Annotated in this window: 15 protein-coding genes and 2 pseudogenes; 4 read left to right on the top strand and 13 right to left on the bottom strand. The window is 66.6% G+C overall.

The window, feature by feature from the left end:
• Together WBL05_RS00940 and WBL05_RS00935 are read right to left on the bottom strand one after the other, a co-directional pair.
• Positions 1-1,056 (bottom strand): conjugal transfer protein TrbL (locus tag WBL05_RS00940; RefSeq protein ID WP_424223127.1); only part of this gene is annotated, 1,056 nt, incomplete at its 3' end.
• Positions 1,057-1,087: 31 nt separating this feature from the next.
• Positions 1,088-1,234 (bottom strand): annotated as a pseudogene (locus tag WBL05_RS00935) (DUF6112 family protein); the annotation flags it as partial.
• Here WBL05_RS00935 and WBL05_RS00930 point away from each other — a divergent pair.
• A pseudogene (locus tag WBL05_RS00930) lies at positions 1,174-1,773 on the top strand (integrase core domain-containing protein); the annotation flags it as partial. The pseudogenes WBL05_RS00935 and WBL05_RS00930 sit on opposite strands and share 61 nt — an antisense overlap.
• A gap of 348 nt (positions 1,774-2,121) precedes the next feature.
• Here the strand turns inward: WBL05_RS00930 and WBL05_RS00925 are convergent.
• Complete coding sequence (locus WBL05_RS00925; protein WP_424223125.1) at positions 2,122-2,511, bottom strand: MerR family transcriptional regulator; 390 nt, start codon at positions 2,509-2,511, stop codon at positions 2,122-2,124.
• A gap of 95 nt (positions 2,512-2,606) precedes the next feature.
• Between WBL05_RS00925 and merA the strand changes: the two genes are divergently transcribed.
• Positions 2,607-3,986, top strand: a complete 1,380-nt coding sequence (gene merA, locus WBL05_RS00920; protein WP_198519550.1) for a mercury(II) reductase — start codon at positions 2,607-2,609, stop codon at positions 3,984-3,986.
• A gap of 222 nt (positions 3,987-4,208) precedes the next feature.
• Here merA and WBL05_RS00915 read toward each other — a convergent pair whose 3' ends face one another.
• The 4 genes from WBL05_RS00915 to cmtR form a co-directional block, all read right to left on the bottom strand.
• Entirely contained in the window at positions 4,209-4,811 is a 603-nt protein-coding gene (locus tag WBL05_RS00915; protein WP_100810821.1) for a cadmium resistance transporter, read from the bottom strand.
• A 76-nt stretch (positions 4,812-4,887) separates the two neighbouring features.
• Positions 4,888-5,463, bottom strand: a complete 576-nt coding sequence (locus WBL05_RS00910) for a signal peptidase II (RefSeq protein ID WP_100810822.1) — start codon at positions 5,461-5,463, stop codon at positions 4,888-4,890.
• Complete coding sequence (locus WBL05_RS00905; RefSeq protein ID WP_424223120.1) at positions 5,460-7,364, bottom strand: heavy metal translocating P-type ATPase; 1,905 nt, start codon at positions 7,362-7,364, stop codon at positions 5,460-5,462. The genes WBL05_RS00910 and WBL05_RS00905 overlap by 4 nt, the downstream gene beginning before the upstream one ends.
• A complete protein-coding gene (gene cmtR, locus WBL05_RS00900; protein WP_026926287.1) occupies positions 7,361-7,720 on the bottom strand; it encodes a Cd(II)/Pb(II)-sensing metalloregulatory transcriptional regulator CmtR in 360 nt (119 codons plus the stop codon). The genes WBL05_RS00905 and cmtR overlap by 4 nt, the downstream gene beginning before the upstream one ends.
• 120 nt (positions 7,721-7,840) lie before the next feature.
• Here cmtR and WBL05_RS00895 point away from each other — a divergent pair, with 120 nt between their 5' ends.
• Entirely contained in the window at positions 7,841-8,065 is a 225-nt protein-coding gene (locus WBL05_RS00895; protein ID WP_424223117.1) for a hypothetical protein, read from the top strand.
• Between the two features lie 38 nt (positions 8,066-8,103).
• Here WBL05_RS00895 and WBL05_RS00890 read toward each other — a convergent pair whose 3' ends face one another.
• From WBL05_RS00890 to WBL05_RS00880, 3 genes are all read right to left on the bottom strand, one after another.
• On the bottom strand, positions 8,104-8,292 hold the full coding sequence (locus WBL05_RS00890; RefSeq protein WP_424223123.1) for an integrase core domain-containing protein: 189 nt from the start codon (positions 8,290-8,292) through the stop codon (positions 8,104-8,106).
• A 13-nt stretch (positions 8,293-8,305) separates the two neighbouring features.
• On the bottom strand, positions 8,306-9,442 hold the full coding sequence (locus WBL05_RS00885) for an IS110 family transposase (protein ID WP_424223116.1): 1,137 nt from the start codon (positions 9,440-9,442) through the stop codon (positions 8,306-8,308).
• A 191-nt stretch (positions 9,443-9,633) separates the two neighbouring features.
• Positions 9,634-10,491 carry an IS481 family transposase gene (locus WBL05_RS00880; protein WP_424223114.1) on the bottom strand — a complete coding sequence of 286 codons (858 nt, stop codon included), beginning with the start codon at positions 10,489-10,491 and terminating at the stop codon, positions 9,634-9,636.
• Between the two features lie 124 nt (positions 10,492-10,615).
• Between WBL05_RS00880 and mobF the strand changes: the two genes are divergently transcribed.
• Positions 10,616-14,224 (top strand): MobF family relaxase, encoded by a 3,609-nt coding sequence (mobF, locus tag WBL05_RS00875; RefSeq protein WP_288451505.1) that lies wholly within the window; start codon positions 10,616-10,618, stop codon positions 14,222-14,224.
• Between the two features lie 19 nt (positions 14,225-14,243).
• On the opposite strand, the gene WBL05_RS00870 is transcribed toward mobF, so the two are convergent.
• Genes WBL05_RS00870 through WBL05_RS00860 form a run of 3 tightly spaced genes read right to left on the bottom strand, consistent with a single transcriptional unit; the run spans position 14,244 to position 16,860 of the window.
• The gene (locus WBL05_RS00870; protein ID WP_013601254.1) at positions 14,244-15,548 is read right to left on the bottom strand and encodes an SAVED domain-containing protein; all 1,305 of its coding nucleotides are present in this window, start codon (positions 15,546-15,548) and stop codon (positions 14,244-14,246) included.
• Positions 15,545-16,075 (bottom strand): Mov34/MPN/PAD-1 family protein, encoded by a 531-nt coding sequence (locus WBL05_RS00865; protein WP_013601253.1) that lies wholly within the window; start codon positions 16,073-16,075, stop codon positions 15,545-15,547. The genes WBL05_RS00870 and WBL05_RS00865 overlap by 4 nt, the downstream gene beginning before the upstream one ends.
• A gap of 23 nt (positions 16,076-16,098) precedes the next feature.
• Complete coding sequence (locus tag WBL05_RS00860; protein WP_424223122.1) at positions 16,099-16,860, bottom strand: HesA/MoeB/ThiF family protein; 762 nt, start codon at positions 16,858-16,860, stop codon at positions 16,099-16,101.
• Positions 16,861-17,038 lie beyond the last annotated feature (178 nt).

Raw genomic sequence — 17,038 nt, 5'->3', positions numbered from 1 at the left:
TGCCGGTGCCGGGGTCTTCGGCGGTGGCGGGGCGCTGCTTCCTCCACCAGAACCTCCGCCCGCGTTCCCGCCGCCACTGCTGGCTCCGTCGAGCACCTTCTTCGGGTCGCCGCCGCCTTGCGGCTTGGTCGGGACGGGGATCGGACGGTTGAGGGCGCTCTTGGCATCCTGCTCGGAGCCGATCGCGTGGTACATGTCGAACCCGACGAACGCGATGAACTTGTACGTGAGATACGGGGCGAATGCGGCCATCGCCATCAGCACGATTCCCGCGATGGGGTCGCTGACCGAGGCGAGGTCGGCGTCGATCGGTGCGGAGACTTGGGTGATCGCGACGAGGAACATCACGACCAGCACGAGCTTGGAGCAGATCAGCGCGACCACGAACATCGCCCACTTCCCGATCCACCCCCGCGAGGCATCCCACGACGCGCCGCTAAACGCGAGCGGCGCGAACACGACCGCCACCAACAGCAGCGCCTTCCTGACGAGCAGGGACAGCCACACGATCGCGGCGGCAGTGATCGCGAGCCCGGCCATGAAGATCGTGATGATCGCGCCCACGCCGGGAGCGGCGATATTGATCCCGACCAGCCCCGCAGCGAGCAGGGCGATCTTGTCGCCCATCGACTCGGTCGTTTCCCCGGCGGCCTGCACGATCCCGATGCACAGCTGATCAACGACCTCCAGCAGCAGCGCCGTCAGCGTGATGACCACGAACGACCCGAGGACGGACTTCGCCAGACCCAGGGCGGCGCGGGTGAGGGCGGTGGGGTCGCGTCGGATCAGCCCGGTAATGAGTTGGAGGCAGAAGAAGATCAGCATCACGAAGACCGCGATACCGAACAACAGGTTGTAGACGGCGATGTAACCGGGCTTGGTGACATCCACCAGCGTCGTGGTGTCGAAGACCGACCAGACCGCCTCGAACAGCCACCCCGCGGCGGCACCCATCGCCTGGGCGAGCCAGTCGAACGGGGCCGCGACCAGAGACGCAGCTCCTTCGCCGACGGCATCGCAGACCGAGGAGATCACGGGAACGTCGCACACGCCCATCACGAACACCAGCTCTCGACGACGGGGCGGGTCAGACGGACTGGCCGACGTTCCAGAAGAAGTTGATGAGCGTCACGCTCGCGCCGCAAATCACCGCAGCACCGCAGGAGACGAGGACGCCGATCTTCCCGCGCGAGGCGAGGTGCGGGTTCGACGAGTTCGCGCCGAAGCCCCACACGAATCGTTCAGGGTCGTGGAACGCCGAACGTGGTGTGGGCGGTGGACTTCCAGTTCGACGCCGACGAGCACGGACGATTGATCAAGATCTGCTCGATCGTCGACGAACACACCCGGGAGTGCATCGGCGGCCTCGTGGAGCGCTCGATTACCGCCGACCGACTCACCGCCCACCTCGAGGACCTCGTCGCCGCCCGGGGCGCCCCGGCGGTGCTCAGGTCGGACAACGGGCCGGAGTTCATCAGCGAGGCGATGGCCGACTGGGCCGGCACCCGCACCGGCCTGTCCTACATCCCTCCGGGCTCGCCGTGGCGCAACGGGTACGTCGAGTCGTTCAACAGCCGGATCCGCGACGAGTGCCTCAACATCAACAGCTTCTACTCGCTGCTGCACGCACAGGTCATCATCGGCGACTGGAAGGACGAGTACAACCACCACCGCCGGCACTCCTCGCTCGGCTACCTAACCCCAGCCGAGTACGCTCGGCAGTGCACCCATCAAATGGAAACCGACGACTCACAGAACGTCCGGACCGAATGAAGGGGGCGGCTCACCTCTACGACACCGTCGTCGCCGTCAACGACGAGACCGTAGTCTGACCACCCGTCAGCCCGTATCGAGAGAGCCGCATGTCCTTCCAGACCCGGCGCAGCATCGAGGAGATGCTCACCGCCATCCACAAGCGCGAGTATCTGATGCCAGCTATCCATCGTGAATTTGTCTGAAGCACGGATACCCTGTCGGCTCCTTCCTGCTCTGGAACTTCAAGCCCGAGACCGCGCAGTCGTACACGTTCTACGAGTTCCTGACGAACTACCACGAGCGCGACAACCTTACGCGGACAAGACAACGGTTCCCTCCGGGCAGCAAGACCCTTCAGCCGATTGGTCAGAGGTACCGGCAGATCGACTCGGGTGTGCAGGCCTCCGGCGACGTCTGTGCTGCGTTCGCGCGGAGCTCGGCGACGCTGGTACGGAGCAGGCGGAGATGCTCAAGCTGCTCGTCGATCTCGACCAGTCGCCGGTCGAGGAGGTCTCGAACATGACCGCACGGCGACCCGCCCGCGTCACGTACTTCGAGGATCTCGGCGGTTTGCGCGAGGGCGAGCCCTGCTGCGCGGGCCCGGTCGACGAACACGAGCCGCTGCACCGCCTCGTCGCCGTAGTTGCGGTACCCGGCCGGGGTACGCTCCGGAGGTTGGAGCAGCCCGCGCTCCTCGTAATACCGCAGCGTGGACGCCCTCGTCTTCGCCTTCCCCGCGAGTTCTCCGATCCGCATCGTCACCTCCGCCACCGACTTGACCTTCAAGCATACTTTAAGGTCCATTCTTTCAGGAGTGGCCGCATGAGTGGCCGGTTCGAACTTGAGGAGGCATCGTGACACAGCACACAGAGGTTGATCTCGTGGTGATCGGGACGGGCGGGGCGGCGATGTCCGCAGCGATCCACGCGCGCCTCGAGGGGGCCAGCGTGGTCGCCATCGAATCGGGAACCCTCGGCGGTACCTGCGTGAACGTGGGTTGTGTGCCGTCCAAGACGCTTCTCGCGGCCGCGCACACCCGGCACTCCGCCCTCACGAACCCGTTCTCAGGCGCCCCCAGCTCTGCTGGGATGGTCGATCTCAGCGCGCTCATCGAGCAGAAGGATGATCTGGTTGGGATGCTCCGCCAGACCAAGTACGCCGACATCGCCGCTGCCTACGGGTTTGACATCCTCCCGGGCACTGCAACGTTCACAGACGCGGGAACCCTGCTCGTGGATGGACGACCGGTGCGCGCGAAGTCGTATCTCGTCGCCACCGGCGCCGAGCCGCACGTGCCGGCAATCCCTGGGCTTGAGCAGGTTGATTACCTCACGTCGACCACAGCGATGGAACTGACGGAACTGCCCGCGTCGCTCGTGGTGATCGGCGGTGGCTTCGTCGGCCTGGAACAGGCGCAGCTGTTCGCCCGGCTCGGAGTAGAGGTCACCGTCATCGGTCGGCTCGCCCCGCACGCCGAACCGGAACTGTCATCCGAGCTCCGCAAGGCCTTCCTGGCCGAGGGGATCAGCGTCATCGGCGACCGCGCAGCCACGATCACCCAGCACGAGGGCCTGGTCCAGGTGACGACCCGCAACGGGAAGGACGCGACCGGTGAACGTGTCCTCGTTGCCACCGGTCGCACCCCGCGCACCGAAGGGCTCAACCTTCCTGCTGCGGGTATCGCGACCGACGAGCGCGGCTTCGTCATCGTAGACGAGCAGCAGCGGACCACGAACCCGGCTGTGTTCGCCGCCGGTGACGTCACTGACGTGCCCCAGTACGTGTACGTCGCCGCGAGGACTGGGAAGATCGCCGCGCACAACGCCCTGGGTCACGACGAGCGAGTCGACTACACCGGGTTGCCGTCTGTGCTGTTCACCTCACCCCAACTGGCCTCCGCCGGGATCACCGAAGCCAGCGCCATCGCCGCCGGATACCGGTGCGCCTGCCGATTCCTACGACTTTCCGACGTGCCCAGGGCCATCGCCAACCACGACACACGCGGCGGCATCAAGGTCGTCGCCGACGCCGACACCGGCAAAGTCCTCGGTATCCACGCCCTCGCCGACACCGCTGGGGAGATGATGCTCGCCGCAACCTACGCCATCACCGCCGGATTCACCGTCACCCAACTCGCCGACACCTGGGCCCCCTACCTCACCATGGCCGAAGGCATCCGCCTCACCGCGAACCTCTTCCGCAACGAACTCCCCACCTCCTGCTGCGCCTGACACAAGAGCCGGGCCCAGCGATGTGGTGATCCAAGTGATATCCGCGACGCCTTCAACACCGGCACCGACCGCGTGATCGACGCCTACGCGGTCAGCGTGGGCTCAGTTGAGGCAGCGGCGCCGAGCACGTCGTCTGGGCCGCTCACACGCGGAGCGCACCGGGACACTCAGCCGCCAGGTAGCAACCACAGCACGCTGCCATCTACGCAGTCGGCTACGAGTTCAGAGGCCGAAGGCACCACCACTGACGAGGATGAAGATGCCCAGGCCGATGAGCACGATCGGGAACAGGATGTGTTCCCAGCGTTCCAGGAGTTCGGCGATCGGTCGGCGGGTGGCGACGAACTTGCCCAGGCCGACGAGGGCGGCGACCAGGGCGAGGAACACGATGCAGTACGCCACCACGGCCGCTGGCCCCACGCTGAGGAAGACCGGGACGTAGACGCCGATGTTGTCCCCGCCGTTGGCGAAGGTCACCCCGGCCACCGTCCACACCCCAACCTTCTTGCCCTCGACCTTTGCCTCATCGTCATCGTCGGCACCGCGGTTGCGCCAGGCTTGCCACGCAGCCCAAAGTCCCAACCCCAGCGGAATGAGTCCGAAGTAGGGGATGACCTCCGGCGGCAGGAACGCTCCCGCCCCGAGCGTCACCAGCACGGAAGCGCCCAGGATGCCAGCGAACCCGAGGTACTGTCCGACCAGGATTCGGGCGGTGGTCCCGCGCCGGCCCGCGCCTCGGGCGAAGAACAAGGAGAGCACGATGATGTCATCGATGTTCGTGGCGATGAATAGGCCGATCGCCTGCAGGACGGAGGACAGGATCATGCGCCCACCGCCGCGTTACAGCCGCCTGGCGACCCAGCGGTTCCGGCAGCCGCGTGCCGTTGATACTCTGCGACCATCATTGTCCGTTCCTGGTGTGGTTTGGGCCTCGGAGGTAAAGCAGTACGCCCAGGGCGACGCCGAAACCGAGGATGACGTCGGCAAGGTTGCCGATGAACAGGTTGCCGTAGGCGAGGAAGTCGGTGACATGACCGCGGCCGAATCCGGGAGGGGCGAACAGCCGGTCCAGGAGGTTGCCGACTGCGCCGCCCCACACCAGGCCGATCGCGACCGCCCACCCGGCCGATGGAGCGCGCGCGGCGGCGATGAGCAGGGCGATGGACGCCGCGGTCGCGATGACGGTGAGCAGCCACGTTGAATCGGACCCTAAGGACATGACGGTGCCGGGGTTGAACGCGAGCTGTAAGCCGAGCCAGTCTCCCAAGAGCGGGATTGCGGTCATCCTCGCTGAGCTGAGCTGAGCGAGGGCGAGTGCCTTGCTGCCTTGGTCGATCAGCACCGCGCCGGCGGCGACGGCGCACGCGAGCAGGAACCAGCGGAGCCGGACGCGCGCCGCCGCCGGGCCGGCAGAACTCGCTTCCACGGCATCCGCTTTTCCCGGGGAGGGAGCGGAGCCGTCAAGGGGATCGGTCATGCCTTCGTGCGCCGCGCCGCGCGAAGCCCGTTGAGGATGACGACGACTCCAGCGACCTCGTGTACAAGCACGACCGCGGCGAGCCCGAGGACTCCGGTGATCGCGAGCGGCAGCAGCGCCACGATGATCGCGATCGACAACACGACGTTCTGGTTGATGATGTTGCGGCCGCGGCGGGCGTGGGCGAGGGCCTGTGGGATGAGGCGCAGGTCGTGGCCGGTGAACGCGACGTCGGCCGACTCGATCGCAGCATCGGCGCCCTTGGCTCCCATAGCGATCCCCACATCCGCGGCCGCCAGCGCGGGAGCGTCGTTGATGCCGTCCCCGATCATGGCAGTGGGCTGAGACTTCGACAACTTCGCGACGGCGGTGGCCTTGTCCTCGGGGCGCAGCTCGGCGCGCACGTCCCTGATGCCGGCCTGGTCGGCCAGCGCTGCGGCGGTGCGGGCGTTGTCGCCGGTGAGCATCGTCACCCCGATCCCGCGGCGGTTCAGCGTGGCGATGACCTCGGGAACCTCTGGGCGCAGTTCGTCACGCACCCCGATCGCCCCGGCCGGCTGGTCGCCTCGGTGCACGATGACGACGGTCATCCCCTCGGACTCCATCGCCCGCACCTGGTCGGCCAGTGATCCGGCATCCAGCCAGCGGGGGCTACCGACGGCGAGACGGGCACTACCGAGCGTGCCGGTGATGCCGCGCCCGGCGGTCTCGGTGACGTCGTGCGCTGTCGGGGCGTCGGGGACGGCCTTCGTGATCGCGGCGGCCAGCGGGTGCGTGCTGTGACCTTCCAGGCTCGCCGCCCACGCCAGCACCTCATTCTCGGTCGCGCCGGTGGTGACGACGCGGGTCACCGTGGGCTCGTTGCGGGTCAGCGTGCCGGTCTTGTCGACGGCGAGGTGGCGGATGCCGCCGAACCGCTCGAACGCGGCCCCGGACTTCACGACCACACCGAACTTCGACGCCGCGCCGATCGCGGAAACAACGGTGACCGGGACGGCGATCGCCAGCGCGCACGGCGAGGCTGCGACCAGCACCACCAGAGCGCGGGTGATCCACAGCTCAGGGTCGCCGCTCAACAGCGACCCAAGCACGCCGACCAGCACGGCGAGGATCATCACGCCGGGCACCAGCGGGCGGGCGATCCGGTCGGCCAGGCGGGCACGGTCGCCCTTCTCGGCCTGCGCCTGCTCGACCAGCTCCACGATGGTGGTGAGCGAGTTGTCGGTGCCGGCGGCGGTGGCCTCGACCTCGAGCACGCCGGTGGTGTTGATTGACCCGGCCGAGACGTCGGTGCCCGGTTCGACCTTGACCGGGATCGATTCACCCGTGATCGCGGACGTGTCCAGGCTGCTTCGCCCGGCCCGCACGGTGCCGTCGGTGGCGATCCGTTCGCCCGGCCGGACCACCAGGACATCCCCGACGCGCAGCTCCTTCGCCTCGACCTCGGCGGTGGCGTCGCCGCGCTTGACGAGTGCGGTGTCGGGCACGAGCTTCAACAGCGCCCGCAACCCTGCGCGGGCGCGGTCCATCGCCTTGTCCTCCAGCGCCTCCGCAATGGAGTACAGGAATGCCAGCGCGGCGGCCTCCTCGACGTAGCCGAGGATCACCGCGCCGGTCGCGCTGATCGTCATCAGCAGCCCGATGCCGAACTTGCCCTTGGTGAACAGCTTGCGCAGCGCGCCCGGCACGAACGTGTAAGCGCCCAGCAGCAGGCCGATCCAGAACAGCACCAGGCCCGCGGTCTCCGCGCCGGTCCACTCGCACACCAGGCCGGCGGCGAACGCGACGCCGGAGGCGATCGGGATCAGAACGCTCGGGCTCCGATACCACGGCCGGTCATCGTCATCATCGTGGTCGTCGAGGTCGACGTGCTCGACCTGCGAACCTGTGACCGCGCTCACGCCCGCACCTCCCCCGCCTGGCAACCCTCGACCCCGCAGTCCGGGTCCATGCACGGCACGCTCTCGTCGACCGCAAGCGTGACATCCACCAGCGCCGTCAGCGCGCGGGCCAGGTGCGGGTCTGCCACCTCGTAGCGGGTCTGTCGGCCCTCGGGCTCGGCCACCACGATCCCGCACCCGCGCAGGCATGTCAGATGGTTCGACACGTTCGAGCGCGACAACCCCAGCTCGCGGGACAGCACCGCCGGGTAGCTCGGCCCGGCCAGCAGGGTCAGCAGAATGCGGGAGCGGGTCGGGTCGGCCATAGCTCGGCCGAGCCGGTTCATCACGTCGAGTCGATCGGAAATAGTCAGCATACGATGACTATACACTGTACGATGTATATTCGGCGCCAGGTGTCCTCACGAGCGGCGAGTCAGTTGACAGCTCCCTACCAGCGAGCGTGGCGAAGTGCTCGAAGATCCGTCGTGGAGAATATGTCCCGTTCCTCGGTGCCGGCGTCCCGCTCGATTAAGGTCGACGACTACTTGGCCGCCGCATGCCTGCTGCCGAACCTTCAGTTGCTGGGTGGGGCCGCCAACATCGAGAAGCAGGATGGACTGCCTGCGGAGTGGATGGACACCGCCTTCCCGAGCGAGAACAAGCGAGCTACGTATCTTGCCGAGGACGACCTCGAGGTCAAGCCCCAGGTAGTGGTGTAGCCCTTGGTGGTCCTTCGGGTTGGTGATGGTTAGGTGTACTACGCCGCGAGGTTGGTGACACCGGCGGGGACGCGAGTGGCTGGAGGCCTGCCCTTGAGCGCGGTGTGTGGTCGAGTGTAGTTGTAGCGGTCCAGGAAGCCTTGCAGCGCCGCGGCTCGTTCGTCGTTGCTTGACCAGGCCCGGCTGTATGCCCACTCCCGAGCGAGGGTGCGGTGGTAGCGCTCGATGCTCCTATGTTTGTCAAGCGGCCGAAACTGGCTGGTGCTCGGGCAGGGCTTGGAGTTGTTGCTGGGGCAGGTTGGCGTAGATCTCTCGGGCGATGTAGCGCTTGAGACATCGGATGATCTCTCGTTTGCTGAGTCCTTCGGCGGTGCGGCGTTGGACGTAGTCGATGGTGGGCTGGTGGCGCCGCATTCGGACCAGTGTGACGATGTAGAGAGCGCTGTTGGCGGCGCGGTCGCCTCCGCGGCTGAGCCGGTGGCGTCCGGTGGTGCGGCCGCTGCTGGCCGGTTGCGGAGCGACGCCGCAGATCTTGGCGAAGGCTGCCTCACTGTGGATCCGACTGTTGTTGTCGCCGGCGGTGACCAGGAACTGGCCGGCAATCTCGGTGCCGACGCCGTGCAGTTCGACCAGCTCGGGGGCTGCGTGACGGACCAGGGCATCGATCTGACGGTTGAGGAGCTGGATCTCCTCGTCGAGGCTCTTCCAGCGGCGGGCCAGGTCACGCAGAGCGGTCTTGGTTCCCGCGAGCAGGAGCCGGTTCGGGTCTTCTGCCAGGCTCAACAGGTCGGTGGTTTCGGGGCGCAGCGCCAGGCAGCGCTTGATCAGGGTTCGCTTGCTCAGCAGGATGAGTTCGTCCCGGAGGGCTGACGGGGCGCCGATGATGATGCCCCACAAGGTGTTGAACGTTTGCGTCTTGGCCTTGACAGCACTGGTTCGAGTGACGCGCAGGGTCCGGATGACTTCGACGATGCCGCTCTTGCTCTTCGGGATCGCGGTCGATGTCTGGCTCAACACCGCCCTGGCGACCTGTTCCGCGTCGAGGCGGTCGGACTTGCCGTCGCGACGCCGGACCGCCATGTTGAGGCTGTTGGCCTCGACGACCCGGACCTGCTGATCGGTCAGGAATCGCGCCAGGCTTGCGCCGAAACTCCCCGAGCTCTCGACGCCGACGGCCTTCAACGGTCCGTGCTCACGGAACCAGTCCAGCATGTCGCGGTAGCCGCGTTCCGTGGCCGGGAACTGTCGGTGATCCAGGAGGTGTCCCCGGGCGTCGATCAGGGCTGCGTAGTGGGTGGCCTTGTGCGTGTCGACGCCGCCGATATTGCCGGGGACATCACTGGTGGGTGGCAGGGACGGAACGAGGGTGACAGTCATCAGCAGGGGTCCTGTTCGTTGAACGGCAACACGTAGGGAGCACGCCGACCCAGCGGACGACAGGTCTGTGACGGGACCGTGAGGCAAGCTCCTATCAGGTCAGTTCCGCCAGGTCGGCGCGCACCAAGGTGCTGGACCGTCACCGACCGACAAATCGAACGCAGGACACCACGGTCACACCTTCGCCGGGGTCAGGCCAGCACGGTCCAGCACCACCAGCGATACTCACAGACCTTCCCGTTCGTCTGTGGCCGGTAGGGGCGGGTCCGCTTGTGCTTGCTCCTGCTTGCCCAGAGCGCCGCGGCGAACACGCGCGAGCGGTAGCAGGATCCGTTGTCGGTGAGCACCCGTCGGATGCGCCGGATTCCGTGCCGGCGGAAGAACTTCACCGCCCGAGCCCAGAATCCGGCGGCGGTGGTCCCCTTCTCGTCGAGCAGCTCCTCGGTGTAGGCCAGCCGGGAATGGTCATCGATCGCGGTGTGCAGGTAGACATAGCCGGCCCGCGCCCCGGCGGTCTTGGCCCGGTCGGCCGCCTTCTGCTGCACTGAGCCTCGGCCGTGCACCCGCCAGCCGCCGCCGTCCGGGATCCGGCCGATCTTCTTCACATCGACGTGGATCATGTCGCCGGGCCTGGCCCACTCGTAGCGGATCACCGGCTCCCGCAGATCCTCACCGGACACGTCGAGATCGCGGAGCCTTGAGATACCGTGCCGGACCAGGATCCGCCAGATCGTCGAGGCCGGCAGGCTGATGCCTTCCTCGGCGAGCAGCCCGACCAGCTGCACCGGACCCACCTTGCGCTCGCGGCGCAGCGCCACTACACGATTCTCGATCTCCGGGTCGGTCTGGTTCGGTGATGACTCGGGCCGGCTGGAGCGGTCCTCCAAACCAACCTCGCCTGCTTCACGCCAGCGGGCATACCACTTGCCCAGCGTCTGCCGAGCGATCCCAGCCTCCGCGGCGACGTGACAGATCGGCCGACCGGCATCGACACGTTCACACAGCCGGCGACGACCTTCCGCAGTCAGCGGCGCGTTACGGTGGGACACGAGGCCTTCGCTCTGACCGCCATCCGAGGTCACACGCGTCTTGCAGATCGAGGTCGCCGGGCATTACCGCGGCAGAGGTCACCGGGTGAGGGTGCTCACCTGCCCGGCAGGAGCGGAGGTGAGCATGACGGTTTCGATGCGCGTGATGTCGGCAGGTGACGGCTATAAGTACCTGCTCAAGACCGTCGCGGCAGCCGACGGCAACAGGCCGCTCTCGACGCCACTCACTCGCTACTACATGGAAGTAGGCACCCCGCCCGGCCGCTGGGTCGGCGCGGGCGTAGCGGCCCTCGGCAAGGGCGAGATTCAGTTGGGCGACCGAGTATCAGAACACCAACTCCAGCTACTGATGGGGACTGGCCATGATCCGATCACCGACCAGCCGCTCGGTCGTTCCTTCCCGACCTACAGGAGCCAGGCGGAGCGGATCGAGGCGCGCATCGCCGACCTCGAACCGACGATGACGCCTGGCGCCAAGGGCGAGGCCGTCGCGCAGATCGTTGCCGAGGAGACTGCCCGGAGCACACGACGCGCGGTAGCTGGCTTCGACTTCACCTTCTCGATCCCGAAGTCCGCGTCAGTGTTGTGGGCGGTCGCAGACGCCGGGGTCCAAGCGCTGATCGCGGAGGCGCATCATCGAGCGGTTGCGGAGGTGGCTGCGTTCATGGAACGCGAGGTTGCAGCCACCCGCACGGGCGCAACCGCCGGAGATGGCGCGGTTGCGCAGGTCGATGTCACCGGACTCATCGCGACCGCATTCGATCACTTCGACTCCCGCGCCGGCGACCCCCACCTCCACACGCACGTCGTCATCAGCAACAAGGCCAAGACCGTCCTCGACGGGAAGTGGCGCTCGCTTGACGGCAGACCGATGCACGCCGCCGTCGTGGCGCTCTCCGAACTACACGAAGCCGTGTTCGCCGACCACATGACGCGCACCTTCGGCCTCTCCTGGGAAGCGCGCGAGATGGGCCGTGACCGGAACCCAGCATGGGCGATCACGGGAGTCCCAGAAGAACTGGTCACAGAGTTCTCTACCCGCGCCCGCCACATCGACGCCGAGAAGAACCGGCTCATCGACGAGTACGTCGCTCAACACGGACGCCAACCATCGAACGCAACAATCCTCAAACTGCGAGCCCAAGCCACACTCGCGACCCGCCCAGAGAAGCAGGTCCGATCCTTGGCTGACCTGACCGCCGAGTGGCGGGACCGCGCCACGAAGACGCTCGGCCGGGACGCGACGACGTGGGCACGCGAGGTCACCGACAACGACAAGCCGCTCCTGCTGCGCGCCGATGACGTGCCGCTCGACGTGATTGGCGAGTTGGGGCGTTCGGTCGTCGAGGTGGTCGGTGAGAAGCGCTCGACCTGGCGGCGATGGAATCTCATGGCCGAGGCATCCCGGCAGACGATGGGCTGGCGCTTCGCCACCATGCAAGACCGGGAAGCCATCGTCGCGATGACCGCCGACGCCGCCGAACTCGTCTCGCTCCGGCTGACTCCGCCTGAACTCGCAGCCTCTCCGGTCGTGTTCCGCCGGCCCGACGGCAGCTCGGTGTTCCGACCGAAGAGCTCGACCGTGTTCACCTCCGAGACCCAGCTCGCGGCCGAGGACAGACTCCTCGAACGAGCGGCGAACTTGGCCGGTCCGACAGTGCCTCTCGCAACCGTTGAGACGATCACGCGCAGTCCTGACGCAGACGGCCGGATGCTCGGCGACGACCAAGCCGACGCCCTGACCCGCATCGCGGTATCAGGACGCCTCCTCGATGTTCTCGTCGGCCCCGCCGGGGCGGGCAAGACCACCGCCATGAACGCACTCCGCCGCGCCTGGGAGGCCGAGCATGGCTCCGGGTCCGTCGTCGGGCTGGCGCCGTCAGCGGTCGCAGCCCAGGTCCTCGCCGACGATCTCGGGATCGCGACGGAGAACACGGCGAAGTGGTGGCAGAACCACCTCCTCCACGGCACCACCTTCGAGGCGGGCCAACTCGTCATCATCGACGAAGCCTCCCTCGCCGGCACCCTGTCCCTGGACCGCATCACCCACCTCGCCCAGAACGCGGGCGCGAAGGTACTCCTGGTCGGCGACTACGCCCAACTGCAATCCGTAGACGCCGGCGGCGCGTTCGCGATGATCGCCAGAGACAGAGCCGACACCCCCGAACTTGTCGACGTTCACCGCTTCACCCACGCCTGGGAGAAGACCGCCTCACTCGAACTACGCCAGGGACGAACCCAAGCCATCGACACCTACCTCGTCCATGAGCGCATCACAGATGGCGACGGCGAGGCCATGACAGAGGCCGCCTACAACGCCTGGCGCGCCGACCGCGACGCGGGACTGGTGTCTGTGATGATCGCCGAGACCCATGAAGACGTGACCGCACTGAACCGGCGCGCCCGCGCCGACCTGATCCTCAACAAGACGCTGAACCCCGACCGCGAAGTCGAACTGCGCGACGGCACCGCCGCAGGCGTCGGCGACACCATCATCACGCGACTCAACAACCGGAGCCTGCGCACCCTGGCCGGGCGGGACTGGGTGCGCAACGGCGACATCTGGACCGTAACCGCCGTCGGTGACGACGGGACCATCACCATCGCACGCGACTACGGGACCGGCACCTCGATCCGCGACGACGGAACCATCAGGGCTGGCAGGCGCGCGCGCAGGTTCGGCGGCGGCATCGTCCTCCCCGCTGCGTATGTGGCTGAGCATGTCGATCTCGGCTACGCAGTCACCGCCTACCGCGCCCAAGGCGTCACGACCGACACCGCGCACGTGCTGGTCGAACCGACCTCGACGAGGGAGACCTTCTACGTCGCGATGACCCGAGGCCGGCACTCGAACCACGCCTACGTGACTCTCGACCGCGCCGACGACCACGCGCAGCCACACCCCGGCGACGACCCGCATGCCACTGCGCGAAGCGTGCTCTACGGCATTCTGCAGCACAGCGCGGCCGAACTCTCGGCGCACGAGACCATCGTGGCCGAGCAGGAGCAGTGGGGCTCCATCGCGCAGCTCGCCGCCGAGTACGAGACCATCGTCGCCGCTGCCCAGCACGACCGTTGGGCCGCTCTCGTCCGCGGCTCCGGGCTTACCGCGGAACAGGCCGAGAGCGCCGTCGAGTCCGATGCGTTCGGCCCGCTCGCGGCTGAACTCCGCCGTGCCGAAGCCAACCATCACAATGTCGATGCGCTCCTCCCGCGCCTCGTGGCCGCGCGCGGATTCGGCGACGCCGACGACATCGCCGCCGTTCTCCACTACCGGGTCGAGCGGGCGACCGCGCGTCCCGCAGGCTCCGGCAGGACACGCAAGCCAGCGCGACTCATCGCCGGCCTCATCCCGCAGGCGCATGGCATCATCGACGCCGAGATGCGAGCAGCCCTTGACGAGCGAGAAGCGCTGATCGAGGCCCGTGCCGACGCCGTACTCGAAGCTGCGCTGACCGAGAGTGCACCGTGGACGAACGCCCTTGGAGCGCCTCCCGCCGACCGACGACGAGCCACAGCGTGGCGCAAGGCCGCACGCGTGATCGCCGCATACCGCGACCGCTACCGCGTCACCGACGACGCACCCCTCGGCACCCCGCCCGAGTCCGCCGCGCAGAAGATCGACGCCGCCCGAGCACGAACTGCCCTCGATCGAGTTCGTGGCTTCATCGCTGAGGTGAGCGAAGTACCGCAGCATTCACAGGGACGCTATGGCGCCGAGCGCTCACTCTGAAGCGCGCCGACTGCCGTAGTCAACACGCATCCGGGAGAAGCACCTCTTCGATCACCCCTGCGCTTGCAGACGTACGTACACGAAGGGTAGGCACGTACCTTGCGCGGTGATCTTCACCAGTGATGGGATCGGAGTCATCCCACTCGTGGACGACCACGCGCAGGGTATTGGTGAGCCTCCCGATGAGCAGCGCAAGTGGGAACGGGCACCGTAGCAGGAGGTGCACCTCGGCGTTGGAGTTGTCGTTCGACAGGGCACGAATGTGCGCGGCAACGTCGGCGGCGATCAGGCCTGCATCAGAGGGGTCGAGTAGCGTGCCGCTCGCACTTGTGAGATGACGCCAAGCCGCGAGAAACGGTTCGTGGGCTTCGATGTACCGAACGAAGGCGGTGTCGCTGCGTTGCGGCAGGAGATCGACATAGACGGCTACGGAGGGCCGGCCGGCTGTGATCGCCGAAGGACTTCGCCCCTCTCCTGCGACTTGTACTTGTGGTTGGGCGATGAACCGCGCTTCACCATCGCTCGCCCAAGTGGCGCCCTGTTGGTCAATCACGTCCATGTGTCCGATACGAGACGATGGCAGGGCAGCCCCGACTGCGAAGGCCACGGAGAGATGAGCCCCTCCAGCGACACGTAGGCGATGTGCCCCAGAACGGGTCACTGCATCGGGGAGGAGACCGATGGTGTCCTTGAGGTCTTGGAGTCCGCCGACGCTCGGAAGCCGCTCATGAACAGAGGGTCGGAGCCGGATGTCCAGTTCGTCGCCGGTCCGGTCATAGACCTGTGGCGTGTTTCGAGTCTGGAGGCTCAGATGGAACGTTTGGTCGGTTACCTCGATTCGCTCGCGAAGAGACGCGATTCGGTGCCAGACGAAACCACGGATCAATGCGAGCAGACCGTTGCGTTCAGCGGGCTGCTGATCTACACCGCTCAAGGTGCCGGGACGAAGTTCCAGAAGACGGTCGGGAGCGTTGTAATCTGTTCCGCCGTCTTCTGTCTTCACCGAGTTGGTGATGCCGAGTGCAAACACTTCGTGGTCGGCATGTAGGTCGAGGAGTTGGGGTGCTTCCAGCGTCTTCACGACTCTGCTGTTCACCACGTCTGGTGTCGTCACGAGAACGCCGCCGGAGATGCCGACCGCTATCGCTTGCTTGAGTCGCGCCTCGGTGTCGCCTGGGGGCAGATCGTCTCGGTCCCGCCAGACAGGGATGCCGGCGGCGCGGAAGAGCCAGGCGAGCTCCGCAGCAACATCCGTGCCATCGTTCTGGCGGTACGAGATGAAGACAGGGTCTACGGGGTCAGGAGTGGCGGAACCGGATGTCATGGCATCTCCTTGTGTTCTTCAGCGATGAAGGCGGCGTGCCTCACCGCGTCATTGGCGTCTGCGCTGTTTCCAGCAGGCGCGATAGGCAGCCTCGTGGGTATCACTGGCCAGATTCGGTCCCGTTCTATCAGCCAGGTTGCAACGACCACTCGTGCCGATGAATCGAACCCGGCGATGATTGCGATGAAGTGGTCGAATCCCAATTCGGGATCGTTCAGATGGCGCATGTACGAGTGGAGATCGATCTCGCTCGGGGAGAGTCCTCCGGTTGGGTGGGTATGCCATTCGCCTATCCACTGGCTACTGTCCTCCAGCCAGGCGGAGTCCGCAAGATGCCGAGCATGGTCGAGGTCTCGCATAAAGCTGCGTTCGCCGTGGGTGGCGTTGGGCCCAGGTCCGCCAGCGTGCCTGATATCAATCCCATCGCGGCCGTCGACTCCGAGCAGGATTCCGCCCGTTTCGAGTCCATCGGTGGATCGCGAAGCTTCGCGCGCAATCGAGCTGAGCGCGACGTCGGTGATCGTCACCGGGGGCACCTTTCCTCGACCTGTCATCCTGGCGAACAGGTGGGGCACGATGTGCGGGGTCTGGGGATGGACGACCACCGAACATCGCCGGCTTGGCTGAGGTTGAAGGGAGCTGCCAGGTCACCTGCTGGTTGGAGACCGATGATGGCGTGTTCGCCGGGAACCTGCTGGGTGTGGTCGCCGTGAAGCGATTCCAGCAGCGTCGCGACGGCTACTTTTGCGGCGAACGTGCCGATGTATCGGAGATCAGGCGGCACAGCCGTCATCGGCTGATGGACGCGTCCGGTGCCGTACTCCAACTCCTGATCGGCCTCAGCGTCCATCGCCCCTTGATCTGCAAGCTGCTGCCGTAGACAGAGGAGACATCCGAAGCGGGACGTAGGACGTAGCCTGATGACTTCTCCGATCGAGCCACTGCCGAGCACACACGCCAAAACCGCCGCCTTCTGTGCGCGCCTGGACAGGTGGCTGACGACGCGCCTGGGAGCAATGCCGTCGGCGGCACAGAGCACCAGATCGACGCTATTGACGATGGGCCGGATATGGTGGGCCTCGGCAACCACGTCACGTCTGTGAGCTACCACGGTCTGCTGCGGCCAGTGTCGGGCGAGGTGATCCTTCATGGCCGCTACCTTGAATCGCCCGACGCTTTCGGCTCCGAGAGCGTGGCGGAGCATGTTGTGCCAGAGGGATCGGTCCGGGTCGACGAGTTCCACACGTCCGACTCCGTACCCCGCGAGGGCCTCTGCTGCGGCGCTCCCGATGCTGCCGCAGCCCACAACCATGACGCTATTGGTGGCGAGTTGCTCGATCGGCCACTTGCCGGCCAATTGCGCCAGGCCAACAACTTCTGGCTCGATCTCGATAGGGAGCGGTTCCACACCGTCGCGTCGGACAGCCCATCCCGCAAACTCCGAAGCCCCGGCCTCTACCAGCTCCGGTGGAAGGTCGGGGTCGTGGGTG

The sequence above is a fragment of the Brooklawnia sp. genome (genome assembly GCF_049651565.1).
Lineage (GTDB): Bacteria > Actinomycetota > Actinomycetes > Propionibacteriales > Propionibacteriaceae > Brooklawnia.
Note: the sequence above shows the minus strand (reverse complement) of the source record. Positions and strands in the feature narration are given on the sequence as shown.

Excerpts from the sequence above, each read along its gene's own strand:
- WBL05_RS00885 (WP_424223116.1), bottom strand. The coding sequence starts at position 9,442 with ATGACTGTCACCCTCGTTCCGTCCCTGCCACCCACCAGTGATGTCCCC.
- WBL05_RS00915 (WP_100810821.1), bottom strand. The coding sequence starts at position 4,811 with ATGATCCTGTCCTCCGTCCTGCAGGCGATCGGCCTATTCATCGCCACG.
- cmtR (WP_026926287.1), bottom strand. The coding sequence starts at position 7,720 with ATGCTGACTATTTCCGATCGACTCGACGTGATGAACCGGCTCGGCCGA.
- WBL05_RS00870 (WP_013601254.1), bottom strand. The coding sequence starts at position 15,548 with ATGACATCCGGTTCCGCCACTCCTGACCCCGTAGACCCTGTCTTCATC.
- WBL05_RS00860 (WP_424223122.1), bottom strand. The coding sequence starts at position 16,860 with ATGGTTGTGGGCTGCGGCAGCATCGGGAGCGCCGCAGCAGAGGCCCTC.
- WBL05_RS00910 (WP_100810822.1), bottom strand. The coding sequence starts at position 5,463 with ATGACCGATCCCCTTGACGGCTCCGCTCCCTCCCCGGGAAAAGCGGAT.
- WBL05_RS00925 (WP_424223125.1), bottom strand. The coding sequence starts at position 2,511 with ATGCGGATCGGAGAACTCGCGGGGAAGGCGAAGACGAGGGCGTCCACG.
- mobF (WP_288451505.1), top strand. The coding sequence starts at position 10,616 with ATGACGGTTTCGATGCGCGTGATGTCGGCAGGTGACGGCTATAAGTAC.
- WBL05_RS00895 (WP_424223117.1), top strand. The coding sequence starts at position 7,841 with ATGTCCCGTTCCTCGGTGCCGGCGTCCCGCTCGATTAAGGTCGACGAC.